18 protein-coding genes are annotated in these 17,635 nt (G+C 44.6%); 2 read left to right on the top strand and 16 right to left on the bottom strand.

Annotated elements, in window-relative coordinates; translation table 11 throughout:
* The 6 genes from C1T29_RS06905 to fabH form a co-directional block, all read right to left on the bottom strand.
* The coding region (locus C1T29_RS06905) for a peptide-binding protein (protein WP_208945638.1) at nucleotides 1-1,439 on the bottom strand (1,439 nt) is incomplete at its 3' end.
* 87 nt (nucleotides 1,440-1,526) lie between these two features.
* Nucleotides 1,527-2,516, bottom strand: a complete 990-nt coding sequence (appF, locus tag C1T29_RS06900) for an oligopeptide ABC transporter ATP-binding protein AppF (RefSeq protein WP_103748922.1) — start codon at nucleotides 2,514-2,516, stop codon at nucleotides 1,527-1,529.
* The gene (gene appD / locus C1T29_RS06895) at nucleotides 2,513-3,499 is read right to left on the bottom strand and encodes an oligopeptide ABC transporter ATP-binding protein AppD (RefSeq protein WP_014663522.1); all 987 of its coding nucleotides are present in this window, start codon (nucleotides 3,497-3,499) and stop codon (nucleotides 2,513-2,515) included. The genes appF and appD overlap by 4 nt, the downstream gene beginning before the upstream one ends.
* A gap of 191 nt (nucleotides 3,500-3,690) precedes the next feature.
* Nucleotides 3,691-4,476 carry a DUF2268 domain-containing putative Zn-dependent protease gene (locus C1T29_RS06890; protein ID WP_103748923.1) on the bottom strand — a complete coding sequence of 262 codons (786 nt, stop codon included), beginning with the start codon at nucleotides 4,474-4,476 and terminating at the stop codon, nucleotides 3,691-3,693.
* A 74-nt stretch (nucleotides 4,477-4,550) separates the two neighbouring features.
* The gene (fabF, locus tag C1T29_RS06885; RefSeq protein WP_014663520.1) at nucleotides 4,551-5,792 is read right to left on the bottom strand and encodes a beta-ketoacyl-ACP synthase II; all 1,242 of its coding nucleotides are present in this window, start codon (nucleotides 5,790-5,792) and stop codon (nucleotides 4,551-4,553) included.
* Nucleotides 5,793-5,814: 22 nt separating this feature from the next.
* Nucleotides 5,815-6,753 (bottom strand): beta-ketoacyl-ACP synthase III, encoded by a 939-nt coding sequence (gene fabH / locus C1T29_RS06880; protein ID WP_014663519.1) that lies wholly within the window; start codon nucleotides 6,751-6,753, stop codon nucleotides 5,815-5,817.
* 164 nt (nucleotides 6,754-6,917) lie between these two features.
* On the opposite strand from fabH, the gene C1T29_RS06875 reads away from it, so the two are divergent.
* Entirely contained in the window at nucleotides 6,918-7,145 is a 228-nt protein-coding gene (locus C1T29_RS06875; RefSeq protein ID WP_080478200.1) for a spore coat protein YjzB, read from the top strand.
* A 29-nt stretch (nucleotides 7,146-7,174) separates the two neighbouring features.
* Here the strand turns inward: C1T29_RS06875 and comZ are convergent, their stop codons facing one another.
* The 4 genes from comZ to C1T29_RS06855 form a co-directional block, all read right to left on the bottom strand.
* Nucleotides 7,175-7,366 carry a ComG operon transcriptional repressor ComZ gene (gene comZ, locus C1T29_RS06870; RefSeq protein WP_003224559.1) on the bottom strand — a complete coding sequence of 64 codons (192 nt, stop codon included), beginning with the start codon at nucleotides 7,364-7,366 and terminating at the stop codon, nucleotides 7,175-7,177.
* Nucleotides 7,367-7,380: 14 nt separating this feature from the next.
* The gene (gene med / locus C1T29_RS06865) at nucleotides 7,381-8,334 is read right to left on the bottom strand and encodes a transcriptional regulator Med (RefSeq protein ID WP_095432630.1); all 954 of its coding nucleotides are present in this window, start codon (nucleotides 8,332-8,334) and stop codon (nucleotides 7,381-7,383) included.
* An 89-nt stretch (nucleotides 8,335-8,423) separates the two neighbouring features.
* Nucleotides 8,424-8,978 (bottom strand): hypothetical protein, encoded by a 555-nt coding sequence (locus C1T29_RS06860; protein WP_095432631.1) that lies wholly within the window; start codon nucleotides 8,976-8,978, stop codon nucleotides 8,424-8,426.
* A gap of 81 nt (nucleotides 8,979-9,059) precedes the next feature.
* On the bottom strand, nucleotides 9,060-9,794 hold the full coding sequence (locus C1T29_RS06855; RefSeq protein WP_095432632.1) for a hypothetical protein: 735 nt from the start codon (nucleotides 9,792-9,794) through the stop codon (nucleotides 9,060-9,062).
* Nucleotides 9,795-10,044: 250 nt separating this feature from the next.
* Here C1T29_RS06855 and C1T29_RS06850 point away from each other — a divergent pair, with 250 nt between their 5' ends.
* Complete coding sequence (locus C1T29_RS06850) at nucleotides 10,045-10,230, top strand: YjzD family protein (RefSeq protein ID WP_003245236.1); 186 nt, start codon at nucleotides 10,045-10,047, stop codon at nucleotides 10,228-10,230.
* Nucleotides 10,231-10,275: 45 nt separating this feature from the next.
* Here C1T29_RS06850 and C1T29_RS06845 read toward each other — a convergent pair whose 3' ends face one another.
* From C1T29_RS06845 to argB, 6 genes are all read right to left on the bottom strand, one after another.
* Complete coding sequence (locus C1T29_RS06845) at nucleotides 10,276-10,455, bottom strand: YjzC family protein (RefSeq protein WP_003245356.1); 180 nt, start codon at nucleotides 10,453-10,455, stop codon at nucleotides 10,276-10,278.
* Nucleotides 10,456-10,540: 85 nt separating this feature from the next.
* Nucleotides 10,541-11,500 (bottom strand): ornithine carbamoyltransferase, encoded by a 960-nt coding sequence (gene argF / locus C1T29_RS06840; protein ID WP_040083464.1) that lies wholly within the window; start codon nucleotides 11,498-11,500, stop codon nucleotides 10,541-10,543.
* Nucleotides 11,488-14,580 carry a carbamoyl-phosphate synthase (glutamine-hydrolyzing) large subunit gene (locus C1T29_RS06835; RefSeq protein ID WP_095432633.1) on the bottom strand — a complete coding sequence of 1,031 codons (3,093 nt, stop codon included), beginning with the start codon at nucleotides 14,578-14,580 and terminating at the stop codon, nucleotides 11,488-11,490. The genes argF and C1T29_RS06835 overlap by 13 nt, the downstream gene beginning before the upstream one ends.
* Nucleotides 14,573-15,634 carry a carbamoyl phosphate synthase small subunit gene (locus tag C1T29_RS06830; protein WP_095432634.1) on the bottom strand — a complete coding sequence of 354 codons (1,062 nt, stop codon included), beginning with the start codon at nucleotides 15,632-15,634 and terminating at the stop codon, nucleotides 14,573-14,575. The genes C1T29_RS06835 and C1T29_RS06830 overlap by 8 nt, the downstream gene beginning before the upstream one ends.
* A gap of 70 nt (nucleotides 15,635-15,704) precedes the next feature.
* Nucleotides 15,705-16,862: an acetylornithine transaminase gene (locus C1T29_RS06825; RefSeq protein ID WP_095432635.1), complete on the bottom strand. Its 1,158-nt coding sequence runs from the start codon at nucleotides 16,860-16,862 to the stop codon at nucleotides 15,705-15,707.
* The gene (gene argB, locus C1T29_RS06820) at nucleotides 16,859-17,635 is read right to left on the bottom strand and encodes an acetylglutamate kinase (RefSeq protein ID WP_095432636.1); all 777 of its coding nucleotides are present in this window, start codon (nucleotides 17,633-17,635) and stop codon (nucleotides 16,859-16,861) included. The genes C1T29_RS06825 and argB overlap by 4 nt, the downstream gene beginning before the upstream one ends.

The raw sequence follows: 17,635 nt of genomic DNA, 5'->3' as shown, positions 1-17,635 counted from the left end.
TTAGCTTCTTCTAAAAGTTTATCGACTTTAGGATTCTTATACCAAATGTTGTTTAATCCGTTCTTAGATTGACTGGAGTGGAAAATTGAAAATTGATCTGGGAATGTAGCCAAACTCCAACCGAGCAGTAGTGCATCATAATCCCAATTCGGTGCGCTTGTTTGTTCAATAAGAGCACTAAATTCTACAATTTGCGGTTTTGCTTCAATTCCTACTTCTTTAAGTTGCTGCTGAACAACAACTGCTAAATCCTCCCGAATCTTATTGCCCTGGTTCGTTTTAATGGTAAATGAAAATTTCTTTCCGTCTTTATCAAGGTAACCGTCTCCATCTGTATCTTTCCATCCTGCTTCTTCCAAGAGCTTTTTAGCCTTTTTAGGATTGTAATCAAATGTAGGTACATCACCTTTTGGATAGTTCCAAGAAAGCGGACTTTCAGGAACGTTTGCAACTTTTCCATCACCATTTAACACCTGATCTACCATTGCTTTTCGATCAAGCGCATACGTAAGAGCTTGGCGGACTTTTTTGTCTTTAAATAATTCATTTTTTTCATTCCATCCAATATAACTGTAGTTCAAACCAAGATCTGATTTAACCTGAACATTATCAAATGTTTTAACTGTCTCAAAGTCTGTTCCTGGTACAACAAAGAAGTCAATATCCCCAGCTTTTAATTGAGCAACAGCGGCATTAGAATCAGGAATCGTCTTAACTGTCACTGTATCTAAATACGGTCTTCCGCCATAGTAGTCATCATTTGCTTCAAGTTTTACATAATCGCCCTTTTTCCATTCAACAAACTTGAATGGACCCGAACCAATTGGATTCTTCCTGTTAAATTCATTTTCGCCTAAATCTGCAACTGGCACTTTCCCTAAAATGTGTTTGGGCAGAATGCCGTAGCTGTCTAAAACAACATTATAAAAATATGCATCTTTTTTCTTTAATTTAAATTCAACTTCATAATCACCTTTTTTTGTAACAGATTTTAGTGATTCAAAACCAGAACCGCGTTCACCATTATAGTCCTTATTTAAAGGTATGCTATAAGTGAAAACAACGTCATCGGCTGTAAGTTCTTTTCCATCATGGAATTTTACACCTTTTCTAATTTTGACATCATAAGTCAGGCCATCTTTGGATTCTGTTACTTTCTCAGCTAAAGCAGGTTTCACATTTAGTTTTTCATCCGTTTCTAATAATGTACTATAGATCATCCCTTCAATATCTGAACTGGAAACGTCTGTAGAATAGAGTGGATTAAACAATGTTGGCTCCCCAGTTGACCCTACAACCAAATCCCCGCCTTGCTGCGGTTTGCCTGCTGATTTTTTCTCACTGCTGCTGCTCGATTTTGAGCCCGAGCAGGCTGATAAAAAGATGGCCAGGACCATCAATACACTTAGCATCATCAGTGCGGTTTTCCGTCTTTTCATTAGATATTCCCCCTTTTAAAATGTTCGTTCTTCTCAGCTGTTGTTTATGTAGTATGCATACCCCCTCTCAAAGCTGTGCGGGCAACATTAGCTATAAAGGTGACAAGCCACAAAGTGGCTGGGAGCAGCTTCTTTAAATTCTGGTATTTGTTCCTTGCATATCGGTTTTGCAACAGGGCATCTTGTGTGGAATACGCAGCCTTTTGGCGGATTGGCCGGACTTGGCAGCTCTCCCTTCAGGACAATGCGTTCACGTTTGACAGATCCTTTTTTTCTTGTAACCGGAACGGAGGATAAAAGCGCTTGGGTATATGGGTGAAGCGGGTTGTCATAAAGCTCATGCTTGCCGGTCAGCTCCATCATTTTGCCAAGATACATCACTCCGACTCTGTCGCTGATATGGCGGACGACACTTAGATCATGGGAGATAAATAGATACGTAAGATCAAATTCATCCTGTAATTCCTCCATCAAGTTAATCACTTGGGCCTGAATGGATACATCAAGTGCGGAAACCGGCTCATCAGCAATGATCAGCTCTGGATTTAAAGTGAGTGCTCTGGCAATGCCGATCCGCTGGCGCTGTCCGCCGGAAAACTCATGGGGATAACGTCCGGCAAACGACGGGTGAAGGCCAACTCTCGCAAGCAGCTCTTCGACTTTCTCGTTTCGTTCACGCATCGTATACATGTTGTGCGTATTAAACGGCTCCTTTATGATAGACCGCAGCGTCTTTCTCGGGTTTAACGAGGCAAATGGATCTTGGAACACCATTTGAATATTTTTGCGGACACTCTTCCGCAGCTTCTCCTCTGACAGATTAGAAATATCCTGCCCTTTAAAAAGAATTTGGCCTTCTGTCGGTTTGTACAGTCTGATCATCGTTCTGCCGGCAGTCGATTTTCCGCAGCCCGACTCTCCAACGATTCCGAGTGTCTCTCCTTTTTTTAACGAAAATGACACACCATCCACCGCTTTTACATCACCGACTTTTCTTTGAAAAAGGCCTGAGCGGATCGGAAAGTATTTTTTTACGTCACGAAGCTCTAAGATTGTTTCTTGATTAGCTGCTGTCATGATTGTTCTGCACCCTCTTCCTCATATAAAAAGCATCTCACCGTTCTTCCGCTTTTGTGTGTCAAAAGCGAAGGCTGATTTGTCCAGCACTTATCCATAGCTTTCGGACACCTTGGGGCAAAACGGCACCCCGGCGGCAGATTATCAGGTGTAGGCACGCTGCCTTTAATCGCATTTAATTTATCAATCTCTCCATCTATAACAGGAATTGACGTAAGCAGGCCTTCTGTATAAGGATGAAGCGGTTCTAAAAATAAGTCATCAACAGTGGCGTTTTCTACGACTTGTCCGCAGTACATGACAATCACTCTATCCGCCGCTTCGGACACGACACCTAAGTCGTGTGTGATCAGAAGAATCGATGTGTTGAACTTCTGGCAGAGATCTTTCATGAGTTCCAGCACCTGGGCTTGTATTGTCACATCCAGCGCTGTCGTCGGTTCATCGGCAATGAGCAATTTAGGATTACAGCTTAGTGCGATGGCAATCATCACCCTCTGTCTCATACCGCCTGACAGCCGATGCGGGTACTCCTTCATTATTTGCTCCGCCCGGGAGAAACCGACCATCTGCAAGAGTTCAACAGCTCGCTGACAGGCTTCTTTTTTCTTCATGTTTTTATGGTAAATCAGCACTTCGGTAATTTGTTCTCCGATTGTTAACACCGGATTAAGGGAGGTCATTGGTTCTTGAAAGATCATGGATACTTCGTTTCCGCGGATTTTGCAATAATCGTTTTCAGTGAATGAGGTGAGGTCTTTGTCTTCGAGTTTAATAGAGCCGTCCATGATTTTTCCGCCTGAGCTTTGGACGAGGCCCATAATTGATAAGGAAGTAATGCTTTTTCCGGAGCCCGATTCACCTACAAGCGCGACGGTCTCACCTTTGCTGATGTGAAAATCGACTCCGTCAACCGCAGGGATCGGCTCCTTTTTCCGGAAAAAATAAGTCTTTAAATTATTCACTTCTAATAGTGTGCTCATGCTAGCTCCCCTTTCCCCCCTCTTGTGGTCAATCGTTTTCAAGAGAAAGCAATCCCTTTATTCAGAAATAATAAATAATATTGAATTATCGAAAAATTTTATAGTTGTATATTATTACAATCATTTTGCAAAATCAAGAATTTTTTAGGATAAATGTAATATTATTAACGAAATTCCATTATTTTATCCTTTTAAAGCATTGCATCCAAAAAGGTTTCAGCAGGAATGGAAAGTCCGTCTGCGGTGCTTGCCTTGTTGGCAGTTAAATACTTTTTTACAATATTGAATCCAACTGCGTATCCAAGCATTTTCGGCTGATATCCTTTGCCGAATAACAGCTGGGGAAATAATCGATTATCCCGTTTGATATCCTGATGGGGCGCAATCTTTTTTTCATATAAAGCCTGAAGCTGCTCTGGGGTATACCAAGTCGTCCATTCAGCCGTTTGACTTCGGCCGAACCTCTCATAAACAGCATATTCGGCCAGCCCTTCCATGATGATTGTATCAAGTAATGTGACATCCTTTTCCTCTTTTGTGAGATGACCTAACCGGCAAACATGATGATACTCATGCGTCATCAGGGCAGATACTGATCCAAAATCTAAATCTGACGAAAGAAAGAGGAACATTTTGTCTTGAAACGCGAGTCCTGATTTTGATCCAAATTCTAAACGAATTCTCCTATTTCGTTCATCAACCGGCAGCGGAACAATTGGTACATCAGGACCTTGCCATTTGTTTTTGAGATACTGTTCTTCCTTTTGGATATGGTCGTAAAAACCTTTTTCCTTCAGCTTGGAAGCAGTCTGAATACCCTCTGTCATGTTTTTAAACATCCCATGATGCTGAAGATGCCCCAAAATGCCCTTCCAGTTCTTTTTCCCCGCACCTGAAAAAAGCGGGATAATGTAAGGTGCCAAATCATCTATTGAAGCAGCCTTTCTGAGCCAGCTATATGTTTGTTCTACACTCATGTGATCGCCTCCTCTTTTAATCTATGCACACAAAAAAAACCGGCTACCCTTTAAGGGCAGCCGGTTTGGCTTGATTATGATTGATATTTTTTAAAGATTAATGTTGCATTGTGCCCGCCGAATCCTAATGAGTTGCTGAGAACATAATTGAGCTCCTGTCTGCGAGCTTCATCAGGCACATAATCCAAATCGCATTCTTCGTCAGGTGTTTGAATATTGATTGTCGGCGGGATCACGCCTTCTTTAATGGCAAGGATAGAGAAAATGGCTTCAATACCGCCAGCTGCACCTAAAAGGTGGCCTGTCATTGATTTTGTAGAGCTTACCGCAAGTTTATGCGCATGCTCGCCGAAAACGGTTTTAATCGCCATTGTTTCATATTTGTCGTTGTAATACGTGCTTGTTCCGTGAGCATTGATATAATCAATTTCTTGTGGCGCAATGCCCGCATCTTTAATAGCTTCTTGCATCGCTCTCGCTCCGCCTTCACCATCTTGGGCCGGCGCTGTGATATGATAAGCGTCTCCTGTTGAGCCGTAGCCGACAATTTCTCCGTAGATTTTAGCACCGCGGGCCAGGGCATGCTCAAGCTCTTCAAGAACGATAATCCCTGCACCTTCACCCATGACAAAGCCATCGCGGTTTTTATCGAACGGGCGGCTCGCTGTTTTCGGATCTGGATTAGTAGACAGTGCTTTGTTGGCACTGAAGCCCGCGAATGACATTCTTGTCAGCGGCGCTTCTGTTCCGCCTGTGACCATCACATCTGCATCACCGCGCTGAATGACTTTAAACGCGTCACCGATAGAGTTCGTTCCTGTAGCACATGCTGTAACCGTACAAGAATTGACTCCTTTCGCTCCTAGCGCAATAGAAATCTGGCCTGTTGCCATGTCTGGAATCATCATTGGCACGAAAAACGGGCTTACCCGTCTCGGGCCTTTTGTTAGGAAGATTTCAAATTGAGATTCTAGTGTTTCAAGTCCTCCGATACCGGAGCCTACCCAAACACCGACTCTCGGCGCAATCTCATCCGTAATGTTAAGATCTGCATCTTCAACTGCCATTTTCGCAGCTACAACCGCATATTGTGTAAAGCGGTCCATTTTTCTGGCTTCTTTTTTATCCATATAATCTTCAACATTGAAGTCTTTTAATTCAGCGGCTACTTTTGCCGGATATTCTTCAGCATCAACACGAGTGATCGGACCGATTCCGGACACACCGTTGATTGCGTTATTCCAACTTGTATCGACGTCGTTGCCAAGCGGAGATAATGCTCCAAGGCCTGTAACAACTACTCTTTTTTTAGTCATCTTGTGTGCACCTCACCTTTTTTTATCGGCCCCAGCGGATTGCAATGGCGCCCCATGTTAGTCCTCCGCCGAACCCTACCATAACGACCACATCGCCGTCTTTGATTTTACCGGCTTCCAATTCTTCTACAAGAGAGATCGGAATGGATGCGGCAGAAGTATTTCCATATTTATGAACGGTTTTAGACATCTTTTCGACAGGAAGCTCTAAACGCTCGCGTGCAGCTTCCATGATGCGGATGTTCGCCTGATGCGGAATCAAAAAGTCGACATCCTCTTTTGAAAGTCCAGCTTTTTCAATGACATTTACGCATGATTCTCCCATTTGGCGGACTGCAAATTTGAAAACTTCTCGTCCATTCATGATTGTATGTCGTTTTTCATTCAGATACAAGTGCTGACCGCCTGTGCCGTCGGCTCCTAGCTCAAATGAAAGGATTCCTCTGTCATCACTGACTGGTCCGACTACCGCGGCGCCTGCCCCATCTCCAAACAGAACGGCAGTATTGCGGTCTTCCCAGTCTGTAATGCTTGAGAGCTTCTCTACACCGACAACTAGAACATGTTTGTAGGTTCCGGATTCAATAAATTGTTTTCCGGTTACAACGCCGTACATAAAGCCCGCACAAGCAGCGCTGATATCCATAGCACACGCTTTTTTAGCGCCGAGCTGTTCTTGAATCATACAAGAGACCGTAGGAAATGACTGATCAGGTGTAACAGTTGCAACCAGGATCATATCCAAATCCTCAGCAGCCACTTCAGCTTGTTCCAGCGCATGTTTCGCTGCTGCAACAGCCATATGTGATGAATACACATCATCTGCGGCAATTCTTCTTTCTTCTATTCCAGTTCTTGTACGAATCCACTCGTCAGAAGTTTCAACCATTTTTTCAAGATCATGATTTGTTAAAACCTTCTCAGGAATGTAACGTCCAACACCAAGTATTCCAGCTTTCATAAGGGAAGACTCCTTTATATCTTAAATTTAGAAGATCAATCAGGTTGTGATCAATTATTAGTATCAGGTACTAATTCTATCCTATTTTTTTTCGCATGGCAATATATTCGTCTAAACTATCAGTTCAACTTACTCATAGAGTATTGTATATAGAAAGGAGGCGTATGCAGTTGGATGTATTTTCAAAAATGATGTTCGGCGATTCCGCAAAACCAACAGAAGAGAAGGAGGAACAGCAAGAGGAGGTTTCTCAGACCAACGACGAAGAGACGATTCATTACATGCATATTATGGACCAAATCGGTTCAATTATGAACTCTCTTGATCAAATCAAGCCCGCTCTAAAGGAGCTTGCGCCCATGATCACCGCGATTAAAAAGAAAATCATGTGAAAAGCCACTTTCGCAAAAGTGGCTTCTTTTTATTCGGTTTCAGATTTAGCATCAGACTTGCCAAGCTCGTAAGCTTCCGCCATTACCGTTGTAAATAGATTCATAAACGGCTGAATGGCCTCCATTGAAAGCTCAATGCCTGATTTCTCAAGCTGTTCTTTCGCTTCAGGGAGGTATTTCATGGCAATTTGCAAGAATTCAAGTGATTTTTCGTGCTGCATATGACGTCACTCCATTACTCGTTTTTTGGCAGATCGCCTGTTTTGTTGTACGTTTTGATCAGCTTGGCGATTCTTTGCTGAAAGTCTTCATCGACGAGCGGGCTGAATGTTCCCATCTCGACTACTCCCGTATCAAGGTCGTAGTAATGATCGCCGCCTTCAAGGGTGCCTTTGTTGAATTGCTCAGCAATGATTTCATAGGCCTTGTCCACATTTTGCACCGTGCTGGTTAATACGGTATTCTCACCCAAGTCCGATTGATCTGTGACGTAGCCGATGGCATAAAGCCCGTCTTTTTTGATTTGCTGAATAACAGGAACATTATACCCGTCTCCAGCGGGATACACAACATCCGCGCCTTCGTTCTTCATTTTCTGATAAAGCTTTACTGCTGTCGTATCATCATCCCAATGATCCGTATATTTCGTGTTTACTTCTATATCTGGATTTTCATACTTGGCTCCTTTGATAAAACCGTCAACCTCAGGCTGCCACGTAAAGGAAGCAATGACACCGACCTGATTGGTTTTCGACATATGGGCAGCAGTCATTCCTCCAAAAAAGCCCATTGCTTCCCCGCTAAAATGGACACTCGTCACATTGTCAGCTTTCGCTTTCGCATTGGAAATGACGAATTCCATATCTGGATAATCTTCGCCGACCAAGTTAAACACCTCTGCATATTCACTCCCATGGCCGTAGAGCAGATTGACGCCCCTCTTATGAAAATCCTCAATCGCATTTATGATATCTTCTTCTGTTTTAACGCCTTCTTTATAGTAGACGTCCACATTGTATTTGGATTGTATATTCAGTAATCCTTTATACCCTTTTGTGCCCCATACGAGGTCATTAATCGTATCAGGAAAGAGCATGCCGACCTTCTCAATTTTTCCTTTGAACGGAGTTTGTCCACATCCACTCAATAAAAGGAGGACAGAAAAGATCATGACAAGCCTTGTGATCAAGTCATGTTCAACTCCTTTTGACAAGCTATAACATGTATTGTTTTATACGTTTATTGTATCTAGAAAACTCGAAACATGGAAGGTTTTTCTTAATATTTGTCGAAAATTGATGAAAATTGTCTTTTCCACTCGATAATTTTTGTTTTTGCTTCTTCTTTTGAGGTTTTTTCTGATACTTGTAATTCAAAAAACTGATCTTTGCTATGACGGCCTTCTAATAGGAATTTCAGCAACTCGTCAGCCACATCGTCTGTGTAATAGCCGTCTCCCTCTGTTTCTTCTTTCCATGGCCCATACATTTTCGGAAGGAATACGGCTTTTTCCGAGCCTGTTTTTTCACGCTTCTCCCATTCTTTCCGGTCTTGTTCATATACTAAAATATAAGAAGAATCATATTGGTCCAAGGGCAAAGAAACTCCAAACTGGATACAAATTGTATCATACTTTTGATCTCCAATGCGTTCAAGCTGACGAAAGAGTTCATTTCTCCCAAGCCACATGAGTCTTTCTTCTAAGTACATTTGTCTCATTTTATCTTCTGTTTCCGCCAAAATAACGTCAACATGTATGCCTTCATCCATCATTCGCTCGCACAATGAAAGGCCGAAAAATTCGTCCGCACCTACAATCAGCGTTGATTCCATTGCATCTGCCGCCCTTCCGGTTTTTCATTTTCCAAAACAAAACAGCCTCCGCAAAAGAGAAGGCTGTTGTCATTATATTCCCTATAATTCTTTTTCATGACTATGAAAGAATTTACAGATTGATGCATAAATTCTGCTCGGATGCTCAAATAAATGAAATGTCATGTCGACCGGTGAGTCTTGCTTTTGCTGTTTTTCCTTGAAAGCTTCCGCATGTACGCTGTAGGGATATGGAGCTCCGGTCATACGCTGCCATATATGAACCGGAACGCCGCTCAGATAGCTTTGAATGGTTTTGTAACGAAGCGCTTCCGCTTCTTTTTCAGAAATTCCGTAGCTTTTCGATACTTCTTTCAAAAATTGCTTATAGAAAAATTTATTTTCTTTTTCTGATTCATAATGTGCCTGAAGATCGAGACAAGGATTCAACATTGCGGCTGAGCGGATATGATCCGGGGAAAAACGAAGCAGTTCATCGGCCACGAGAGCACCCATGCCTTCTGCTAAAATATGAATCTTCGGATTGAGGATTTCCTGCTTCATCACGGAATGGATCAGCTGTTTAGCATAGGTGACTGCTTTTTCCGCCCCCCAATGCCTTCCGAACAGATTGCTGTTAAAAAGAGTATATCCTTCATTCCTCAACATATTCAGAAGCTGATTTCTGCCGTAATGCTGCAGCCAAAAGCTTGAATCTTCCCCGACAAAGTGGGTTCTGTCCCCCAAGATAAAGATGCCGAAGCCGTTCGGGCGATAGGGCAGATGAATGACATTATGCTCCGTTCCCAGTTGAAAGTATCTTTCCGTTATTCCCATCGCTTGCCCGCCTCCTTTCACACTTCATCTCACGCTATCTTATGTAAATAGAAAAGAAACGAATAAGGTAAAGTCCTAGCCTTTTACATTTTTGGCTATTACACTGATTGACGTTTTTTATATTTTACCATTAAAGTGTGACGAATCAGACTCTTTTGTCACCTCACTTTCTGCTAAAATTGGATTCCCCCTTCGCTTTTTGTATGGTATGATAACTTTTAGAATAGAATGAGAAGGACGAGGTGGAAACGTGCGATATATTATTGCCTTTATTTGGACGTTCCTTTTATCACATATGGCATGCTACTTGGTTGCAAGCATGAACAGCGTTACGTATAATTTCAAAACATCATCTGTCATTGCTGTTGTACTGTATGTCTTAATCATGGTTTTAGCAGAAATCATGCCTATGAACAAAAATGCAAGCCAGCATTAAGAAGCCAAAAACCCAAAACATTGATTGTTTTGGGTTTTTTAGTGGTCACGGCTTTCTTTTGTATGTCCACAGCCGGTTGTGATTTGATGTTTCGGGGAACATTTCCCCTGCTGACAGATGGACCTTTTGGGGGTTTTTCACCATGCTCCCTGTCTCGCCGATCTCTACGTAGACACCGTTATTAGGCGCTTTCTGTCCGGGCCGGAATTGATGCTGCTGTCCCACAGTTTTTCCTCCTTTTCCTTTTTGCTGTAGTATGCGCCTAAGCGGCTGTGAATATGTTGCCATCAAAAAAACTGCTGAGTTTGACTCAGCAGTTTTTTGATGATTCCCCATTGTATAAAATGGCCTTCAACAGTGCTTTTTGCACATGAAGACGATTTTCCGCCTGCTGGAACACTGCAGAATTCGGCCCGTCAATAATCTCCGCAGTCACTTCTTCCTCGCGATGCGCAGGGAGACAATGTAAAAATGTATAGTCAGGCTTGGCATGGCTGACCAGCGCCGCATTCACCTGATAAGGCGCAAAGACAGCAAGACGTTCTTGCTCTTCCGCTTCCTGTCCCATGCTTGTAAACACATCAGAATAAATCACGTCCGCGTCTTTTACCGCTTCAATCGGATCTTCTGTCAGCGTGATGGAAGAGCCGGATTGAAGCGCATATGTTTTTGCCGCTTCAGCTGCTTCATCTAACACTTCATATCCCTTTGGGGAAGCGATTGAGATATCACAGCCCATTTTCGCGCAGCCGATCATCAAGGAGTGCGCCACGTTATTTCCGTCACCGATGTATGCGACTTTTACGCCTTTAAGCTTTCCTTTTATCTCCTTAATCGTCAAGAGATCCGCGAGCGCCTGGCATGGGTGGTATTTATCCGTCAGTCCATTGATTACCGGAATATCAGCTTCTTTGGCAAGCTCCTCCACCTTTTCATGTTCAAAGGTCCGGATCATGATGGCATCCACATAGCCTGACAGCACTTTTGCCGTATCAGCGACAGTCTCACCGCGCCCCAGCTGCAGATCTTTCTGGCTTAGGAAGAGGGCGTTCCCGCCCAGCTGCGCCATGCCCGCTTCAAATGAAACACGGGTCCGCGTTGATGATTTTTCAAAAATCATCGCCAAGGTTTTGCCATGGAAAATAGGCTGGATTTTGTTTTGCTTCAGCTCACCGGCTTCTGCAAGCAAGGCGTTTATATCCTGTTCACTAAGATCTTTTAACGTTAATAAATCTTTTCCGTATAAACTGGTTTGCGTCACTGTGTGCATGATGCCACTTCCTTTTTATAGAGATCTTTGAGAGATACAGGCTGCGGATGGCCTGAACCGCTTTGTAAAAACGCCCGCACGGTTTCTTCTTCTGTAAAGACGGTGATGCCGTGCGTCATGACTTCCAGACGTTCTTTGCGCGCTTCTTCAGAACCGCTCAGATTGATGTGGAGCGATTTTCCTTTCTGTTCCATCCAAGAGGCAAATGTCCCTTCATGAACGGTGAAACCGGCGTTTTCCGCTAATTCCTTCACATCTTCCGGACCGTTTTGCAAGTATATGCTTCCTTTTTGATTCCAGACACGTGTATAGATTTTTTTCAAGGCGCTGTCGGCATCATATGCGACACACATGCCTTCTCCCGTTGATTTCATTTCCGGCCCAAGCTTCACATCCACATCCTGGATCGCATGAGAAGAAAAAACAGGGAACTTCACGGCAACTCCATGATGATTTTGGCTTGCCGGGTTTAGATCTTTTAAGGACGCACCCGCCAGCAGACGTGTGGCAAGCGGAATCATCGGCACGCCCATTACTTTGCTGACAACCGGAACCGTGCGGCTCGCTCTCGGATTCACTTCAAGCACGAGTATGTCTCCATTGTCGATCACAAATTGGATGTTCATGATGCCTTTAAATGAAAGTTTTCGGGCAATTTTTTGTGCGGCCTCTTTCATGCTCTGCTGCAGCCTGCTTGTGATTGATGGTCCCGGAAGGATGGCAAAGCTGTCTCCCGAATGGACACCCGCCCGTTCAATATGCTCGGTATATGTCGGGATAAAGACATCCTCGCCGTCGGAAATCAAATCAATTTCGACTTCTTTTCCAGACACATACTGATCAATTAAAATCGGATATGGCATGCTGTCCTCATCATTCAGCAGCTGAGAAAGCTGGTCTTGCGAGTCAACAATGATCATGCCCATTCCGCCGATAACGTAAGATGGACGAATTAACACCGGATAGCCAATCTCACTGGCTTTTGAAGCGGCTTCTTCTTTTGTATAGGCAATTTCTCCTTTTGCGTGCTTCAATCCTAGTTCATCAAGAAGCTGATAGAACTGATCACGATCCTCTAACACATCGAGTGTTTCAAACGAAGTGCCGAGAAGGGTAATGCCGGCTTTTTCAAGTGCTTCAGCAGCATTGATTGCAGTTTGGCCGCCGAATTGCACGATTGCAAAATCAATATTTTCCTGCTCCGCCACGTTTACAATATGCTCCGTTGTCATCGGTTCAAAATACAGGCGATCCGCAATTTCATAATCTGTGCTGACCGTTTCCGGGTTATTGTTAATCATGATGGTTTCGAACCCAAGCTCTTGCAGTGTCAGCACGCCGTGAACCGCACTGTAATCAAATTCAACGCCTTGGCCGATCCGAATCGGGCCTGATCCGATAATCAGCGCGCGTTTTTTCTTTTTGCGGCTGATATCTCCATCGGTCTCTCCGAAATATGTGGAGTAAAAATAGTTTGTTTTCGCATCAAACTCAGCCGCGCATGTATCGACAATTTTGAAGGAAGGTGTAATGCCCATCTCCTTGCGAAGCGCGCGCACCTCTTTTTCTGTTTTGCCGATCAGCGAGGCAATCGTTGCGTCTGAGAATCCCTTTTCCTTCGCTTTTTTCAATAAGTCAAAAGAGAGATCGCCGCCCTCTTCCATCAGGCGGTTTTCCAATTTGATGATGTTGTTAAAGGTATGCAGGAAAAACGGATCAATTTTTGTTTTCGCATGAATGTCATCAATCGTCACGCTGCGGCTCAACAGCTCCATGACAACGAAAAATCTGCGGTCATCCGGAATGACTGCCAACTCCCATAGCGCATCAATTGACAAGCCGCTGAGCTCTGGAAGGTGCGTGCCGATATTTTTTAATTCAAGGGACACGGCTGCCTTCTGTATTGCCGCTTCTAAATTCCGTTCAATCGCCATCACTTCACCGGTGGCTTTCATTTTTGTGCCAAGCTTGCGGTCTGCGTTTTTGAATTTATCAAACGGCCAGCGCGGAAATTTGACGATCACATAGTCCAGTGCCGGTTCAAAGCTTGCGTAAGTTGAACCTGTGAGCGGATTTTTCAGCTCGTCAAGTGTGTATCCGACTGCCAGTTTAGCAGCCATCTTTGCAATCGGATAACCGGTCGCTTTAGATGCGAGAGCCGATGACCGGCTGACACGCGGATTCACTTCGATGACGTAATATTGCTTGCTGAAAGGATCAAGCGCGAATTGAATATTGCAGCCGCCTACGACATCAAGTGCTGAAATGATGGTCAGACTAGCCGTCCGCAGCATTTGATAGTCTTCATCTGTCAATGTTTGTGAAGGCGCCACAACGATAGAGTCACCTGTATGCACGCCGACCGGATCGATATTTTCCATGTTGCAGACGGTAATGCATGTGTTATTGCCGTCACGCATGACTTCATATTCAATTTCTTTAAAGCCCGCAATGCTTTTTTCGACAAGGCATTGATTGATCGGGCTTGCTAATAGCGCCTGTTTAATCATAGCTGTAAAGGCTTCTTTATCAGGGGCGATTCCTCCGCCCTTTCCGCCTAATGTGTAAGCAGGTCTGATAATAACGGGAAAACCGATGGATTCCGCAAACCGGATGGCGTCGGTTTCATTATCAACAATTTCACTCTCTGGCACGGGCTGTTTCAATTCATTCATTAACGAACGGAATTTTTCCCGGTCTTCTCCTTTTTGTATCGTTTCAACGGATGTGCCGAGAAGCTTGACGCCGTGCTCCTTTAAAACACCCGTTTCTTCAAGCTCCACCGCTAAATTCAATGCGGTCTGACCGCCTAAATTGGCAAGAAGCCCATCAGGCTGTTCTTTCTTAATGATGGCTGTCAGGCTTTCTGCTGTCAGAGGCTCAAAATAAATCTCATCAGCGAAGGCTTCATCGGTCATAATTGTCGCCGGATTGCTGTTGACGAGAATCACCCGGTAGCCCTCCTCCTTCAGCGCGATGCACCCTTGAGTGCCTGAATAATCAAATTCTGCCGCCTGCCCGATGATGATCGGGCCTGATCCGATTACTAATATGCTTGAAATACTGGTGTCTTTAGGCATGGGCGATTTCTCTCCTTGCTGGTATCACATTCTTTAGATAATCATCAAAAATCCATTCGCTTTCCGCCGGTCCAGGATGGGCTTCCGGGTGGAATTGCACACTCATGACTGGCAGTTTTTTATGGGCAAGCCCTTCAACTGACGTATCATTGACATGATGAAATCTGATCGTGAGCTCTTTTTCATTAATCGACTGTTCGTCAACCACATAGCTGTGGTTTTGGCTTGTCATAAAGACCCGTTTCGTTTCACGGTCGATGACCGGATGATTTGCTCCCCTGTGTCCGAATGGCAGCTTGAATGTATTCCCTCCGAATGCGAGCGCGATCAGCTGATGTCCGAGACAAATGCCAAGAGTCGGAAAGCGGCTGATGATGCTTTTGATTTTCCCTAGATATGGATGAATGGCTTTCGGATCTCCAGGGCCGTTCGACAGCACAATGCCGTCCGGCTTTATATCGTATACAGCTTCCATTTGCTTGTATGGCACCACGGTGACCTTGCAGCCTCGTTTGACAAGTGATGATGCGATTGACTTTTTATAGCCAAAATCAATGAGAGCGATATGTTTATTCCCGTTGCCAAATGTGCTGATTTCCTGTGCGGAAGCCTGTTCTGCCACATTCTCTGGTTGGAGGGCAATCTCAGCGCCTTCTTTAGAGGCTGTGACTGTCGCACCCATCGTTCCATTTGCCCGGATTTTTTTCACGACAGCCCTTGTATCAACATGGGTCAACAGTGGAATGTTCCATTTCTGTAGATACTCCTTGAGGCTGTATACCGCTTCATGATGAGAAAAATGATCACACGCCTCATAGACAACCGCGGCTTTTACTTGCGGTTTCTTGCTTTCAAAATCCTTTTCATTAATGCCGTAGTTGCCTATCAGCGGATAGGTAAATACGATAATCTGCCCTTTATATGATGGATCTGTCAGCACTTCCTGGTAGCCTGTCATTCCTGTGAAAAAAACAGCTTCTCCCGTGCAGTTTTCATGACCGTCCAGCTCGCCGCTAAACGATGTCCCATCTTCTAACACTAAATAACCTTCCATCTAACAGCCCACCTCTTGATGAATAATTAATTATAAAAATGAATTTTTATACCTTTATATCGAAAAAAAATCACTGGTTTACAGCGGTATGCTGAGCGATTGCCTGTTTCAGCTTGCTGACAGCTTCTGCTATTTCATTCTTAGTGACGGTGAGCGGCGGCAGCAGACGAATCACGTTCGGGCCGGCCGGCAATACAAGCAAGCCTAATGTTTGCAATTCTGCAATAATGCCAGCAACCGGGCCATCACACTCAATTCCAAGCATTAATCCTTTACCGCGGACTTGTTTAACAAAAGGGCTTTTTAGCTCCGCCTCAAGCTGTTCTTTTAAAAACGCTCCTTTGTCAGCAGCCTCTTGCAGAAAGTCAGGCTCGAATACAATTTGCAATGTGGCATTCACAGCAGCCATCGCCAGCATATTTCCTCCGAAAGTCGTTCCGTGAGAACCAGGGGTAAACGCTTCTCCAAGCTGTTTCTTTCCGATGACAGCGCCGACTGGAAAGCCATTTCCCAATCCTTTGGCGGCTGTGATGATATCCGGTGAGAGTCCAAAGTGCTCATATGCGAAGCCCTTTCCCGTCCGTCCGATGCCGGTTTGAATCTCATCAACAATCAGAAGAGCCTCTTTTTCCTTGCAAAATGACTGAACGGCTGTTAAAAATTCAGCGCTCGCCGGATTGACTCCGCCTTCTCCCTGCACTGTTTCAAGCATCACCGCGGCAATATCGTCTTCCTCCCCAAGAGCTTCAAAAACAGAAGGATCGTTGTATGGCAGGTAGTGAAACCCTTCCAGCATTGGGCCGAATCCTGTTTTGATTTTATCCTGTCCGGTCGCCGCCATCCCTGCATACGTGCGGCCATGGAAGGACTGAAGAAATGTGATGATTTTTGTTTTTCCAGTTGCTTTTCGGGCGAGCTTGATCGCACCTTCATTCGCCTCCGCGCCGCTGTTGCAGAAAAAGACGAGATCACCCGCACTGTGTTCCGCCAGCTTCTGTGCCGCTTGCTCTTGGAGACTGTTCTGAAATAGGTTGGATACGTGCCATACGCTGTCGAGCTGTTTTTTGACTGCCTCTGTCACCGCTTCATGGCAGTGGCCTAGATTTGATACCGCAATCCCCTGAATGAAATCGAGGTACGTTTTGCCGTTCTGATCCTCAACGTGCGTTCCCTTTGCTTTTTTAATGTCAATATCCCAGCGGCCGTAGGTTTGAAACAAGCTGCTCATGAAACAGCCTCCTTTGCTTTGACGATTTTTGTCCCTTGAAAGGTTTGTTCTGCGAAGAATGATCCTTTTCCGTTTACGATCATGACTTCAGACACCTGATCTGATAAAGCTGACAAGGCTGAATTGACCTTCGGGATCATCCCTCCTGTGATCACTTCCTGCTCGATTAGCGTCTGAATCTCTTCAGGGGTCAGGACGTCCAGACGCTGCTTTTCCTTCATGATTCCATCAACATCTGTGACGAACATCAGTTTATCGGCTTCAAGTGCTCCGGCAACTGCTGAGGCAGCCAGATCGGCATTTACATTCAGCGTTTTGCAGTCGCTTGTCATAGACAGCGGCGCAATAACGGGGATGATGTCCTTTTCCATCAGCGCGTTCACCATGGATGCATCGACTTTTTTGATTTCTCCGACTTCTCCGTATGCTTCCGAATCGAGATAATCAGCCTCCAAAAGACCGCCGTCCTTACCAGAAATGCCTGCGGCTCGCAGTCCGTGTTTGGCAAGCTCTGCAACGAAAAATTTATTGACAGAACCGGATAAAACCATTTCCGCCACTTCCAGCACCGGCTTCGTTGTTTTCCGCTGTCCGCCCGAAAACTCTGTTTTGATATTTAACCGCTTCAGCATATTTGTAATTTCCGGGCCGCCGCCATGTACGATCGCCAGTTTCCAGCCTGACGCCGTCAGCTCTTTCAGATTTTGAAAAAATTCCTCCGACAGCTCACGGATGACACTTCCCCCGCATTTAAAGACAATTGTTTTCTTCAT

This window comes from Bacillus sp. MBGLi79 (genome assembly GCF_002953915.1).
Note: the sequence above shows the minus strand (reverse complement) of the source record. Positions and strands in the feature narration are given on the sequence as shown.

What these genes read in the sequence shown, in the direction of transcription:
- C1T29_RS06855 (WP_095432632.1), bottom strand. Translation starts at nt 9,794, where the DNA reads ATGGGAATAACGGAAAGATACTTTCAACTGGGAACGGAGCATAATGTC.
- comZ (WP_003224559.1), bottom strand. Translation starts at nt 7,366, where the DNA reads ATGCAGCACGAAAAATCACTTGAATTCTTGCAAATTGCCATGAAATAC.
- fabF (WP_014663520.1), bottom strand. Translation starts at nt 5,792, where the DNA reads ATGACTAAAAAAAGAGTAGTTGTTACAGGCCTTGGAGCATTATCTCCG.
- C1T29_RS06835 (WP_095432633.1), bottom strand. Translation starts at nt 14,580, where the DNA reads ATGCCTAAAGACACCAGTATTTCAAGCATATTAGTAATCGGATCAGGC.
- C1T29_RS06860 (WP_095432631.1), bottom strand. Translation starts at nt 8,978, where the DNA reads ATGGAATCAACGCTGATTGTAGGTGCGGACGAATTTTTCGGCCTTTCA.
- C1T29_RS06825 (WP_095432635.1), bottom strand. Translation starts at nt 16,862, where the DNA reads ATGAGCAGCTTGTTTCAAACCTACGGCCGCTGGGATATTGACATTAAA.
- appF (WP_103748922.1), bottom strand. Translation starts at nt 2,516, where the DNA reads ATGACAGCAGCTAATCAAGAAACAATCTTAGAGCTTCGTGACGTAAAA.
- C1T29_RS06875 (WP_080478200.1), top strand. Translation starts at nt 6,918, where the DNA reads ATGCAGTTGGATGTATTTTCAAAAATGATGTTCGGCGATTCCGCAAAA.
- C1T29_RS06890 (WP_103748923.1), bottom strand. Translation starts at nt 4,476, where the DNA reads ATGAGTGTAGAACAAACATATAGCTGGCTCAGAAAGGCTGCTTCAATA.
- argF (WP_040083464.1), bottom strand. Translation starts at nt 11,500, where the DNA reads ATGCACACAGTGACGCAAACCAGTTTATACGGAAAAGATTTATTAACG.
- C1T29_RS06830 (WP_095432634.1), bottom strand. Translation starts at nt 15,634, where the DNA reads ATGGAAGGTTATTTAGTGTTAGAAGATGGGACATCGTTTAGCGGCGAG.
- argB (WP_095432636.1), bottom strand. Translation starts at nt 17,635, where the DNA reads ATGAAGAAAACAATTGTCTTTAAATGCGGGGGAAGTGTCATCCGTGAG.
- appD (WP_014663522.1), bottom strand. Translation starts at nt 3,499, where the DNA reads ATGAGCACACTATTAGAAGTGAATAATTTAAAGACTTATTTTTTCCGG.
- fabH (WP_014663519.1), bottom strand. Translation starts at nt 6,753, where the DNA reads ATGAAAGCTGGAATACTTGGTGTTGGACGTTACATTCCTGAGAAGGTT.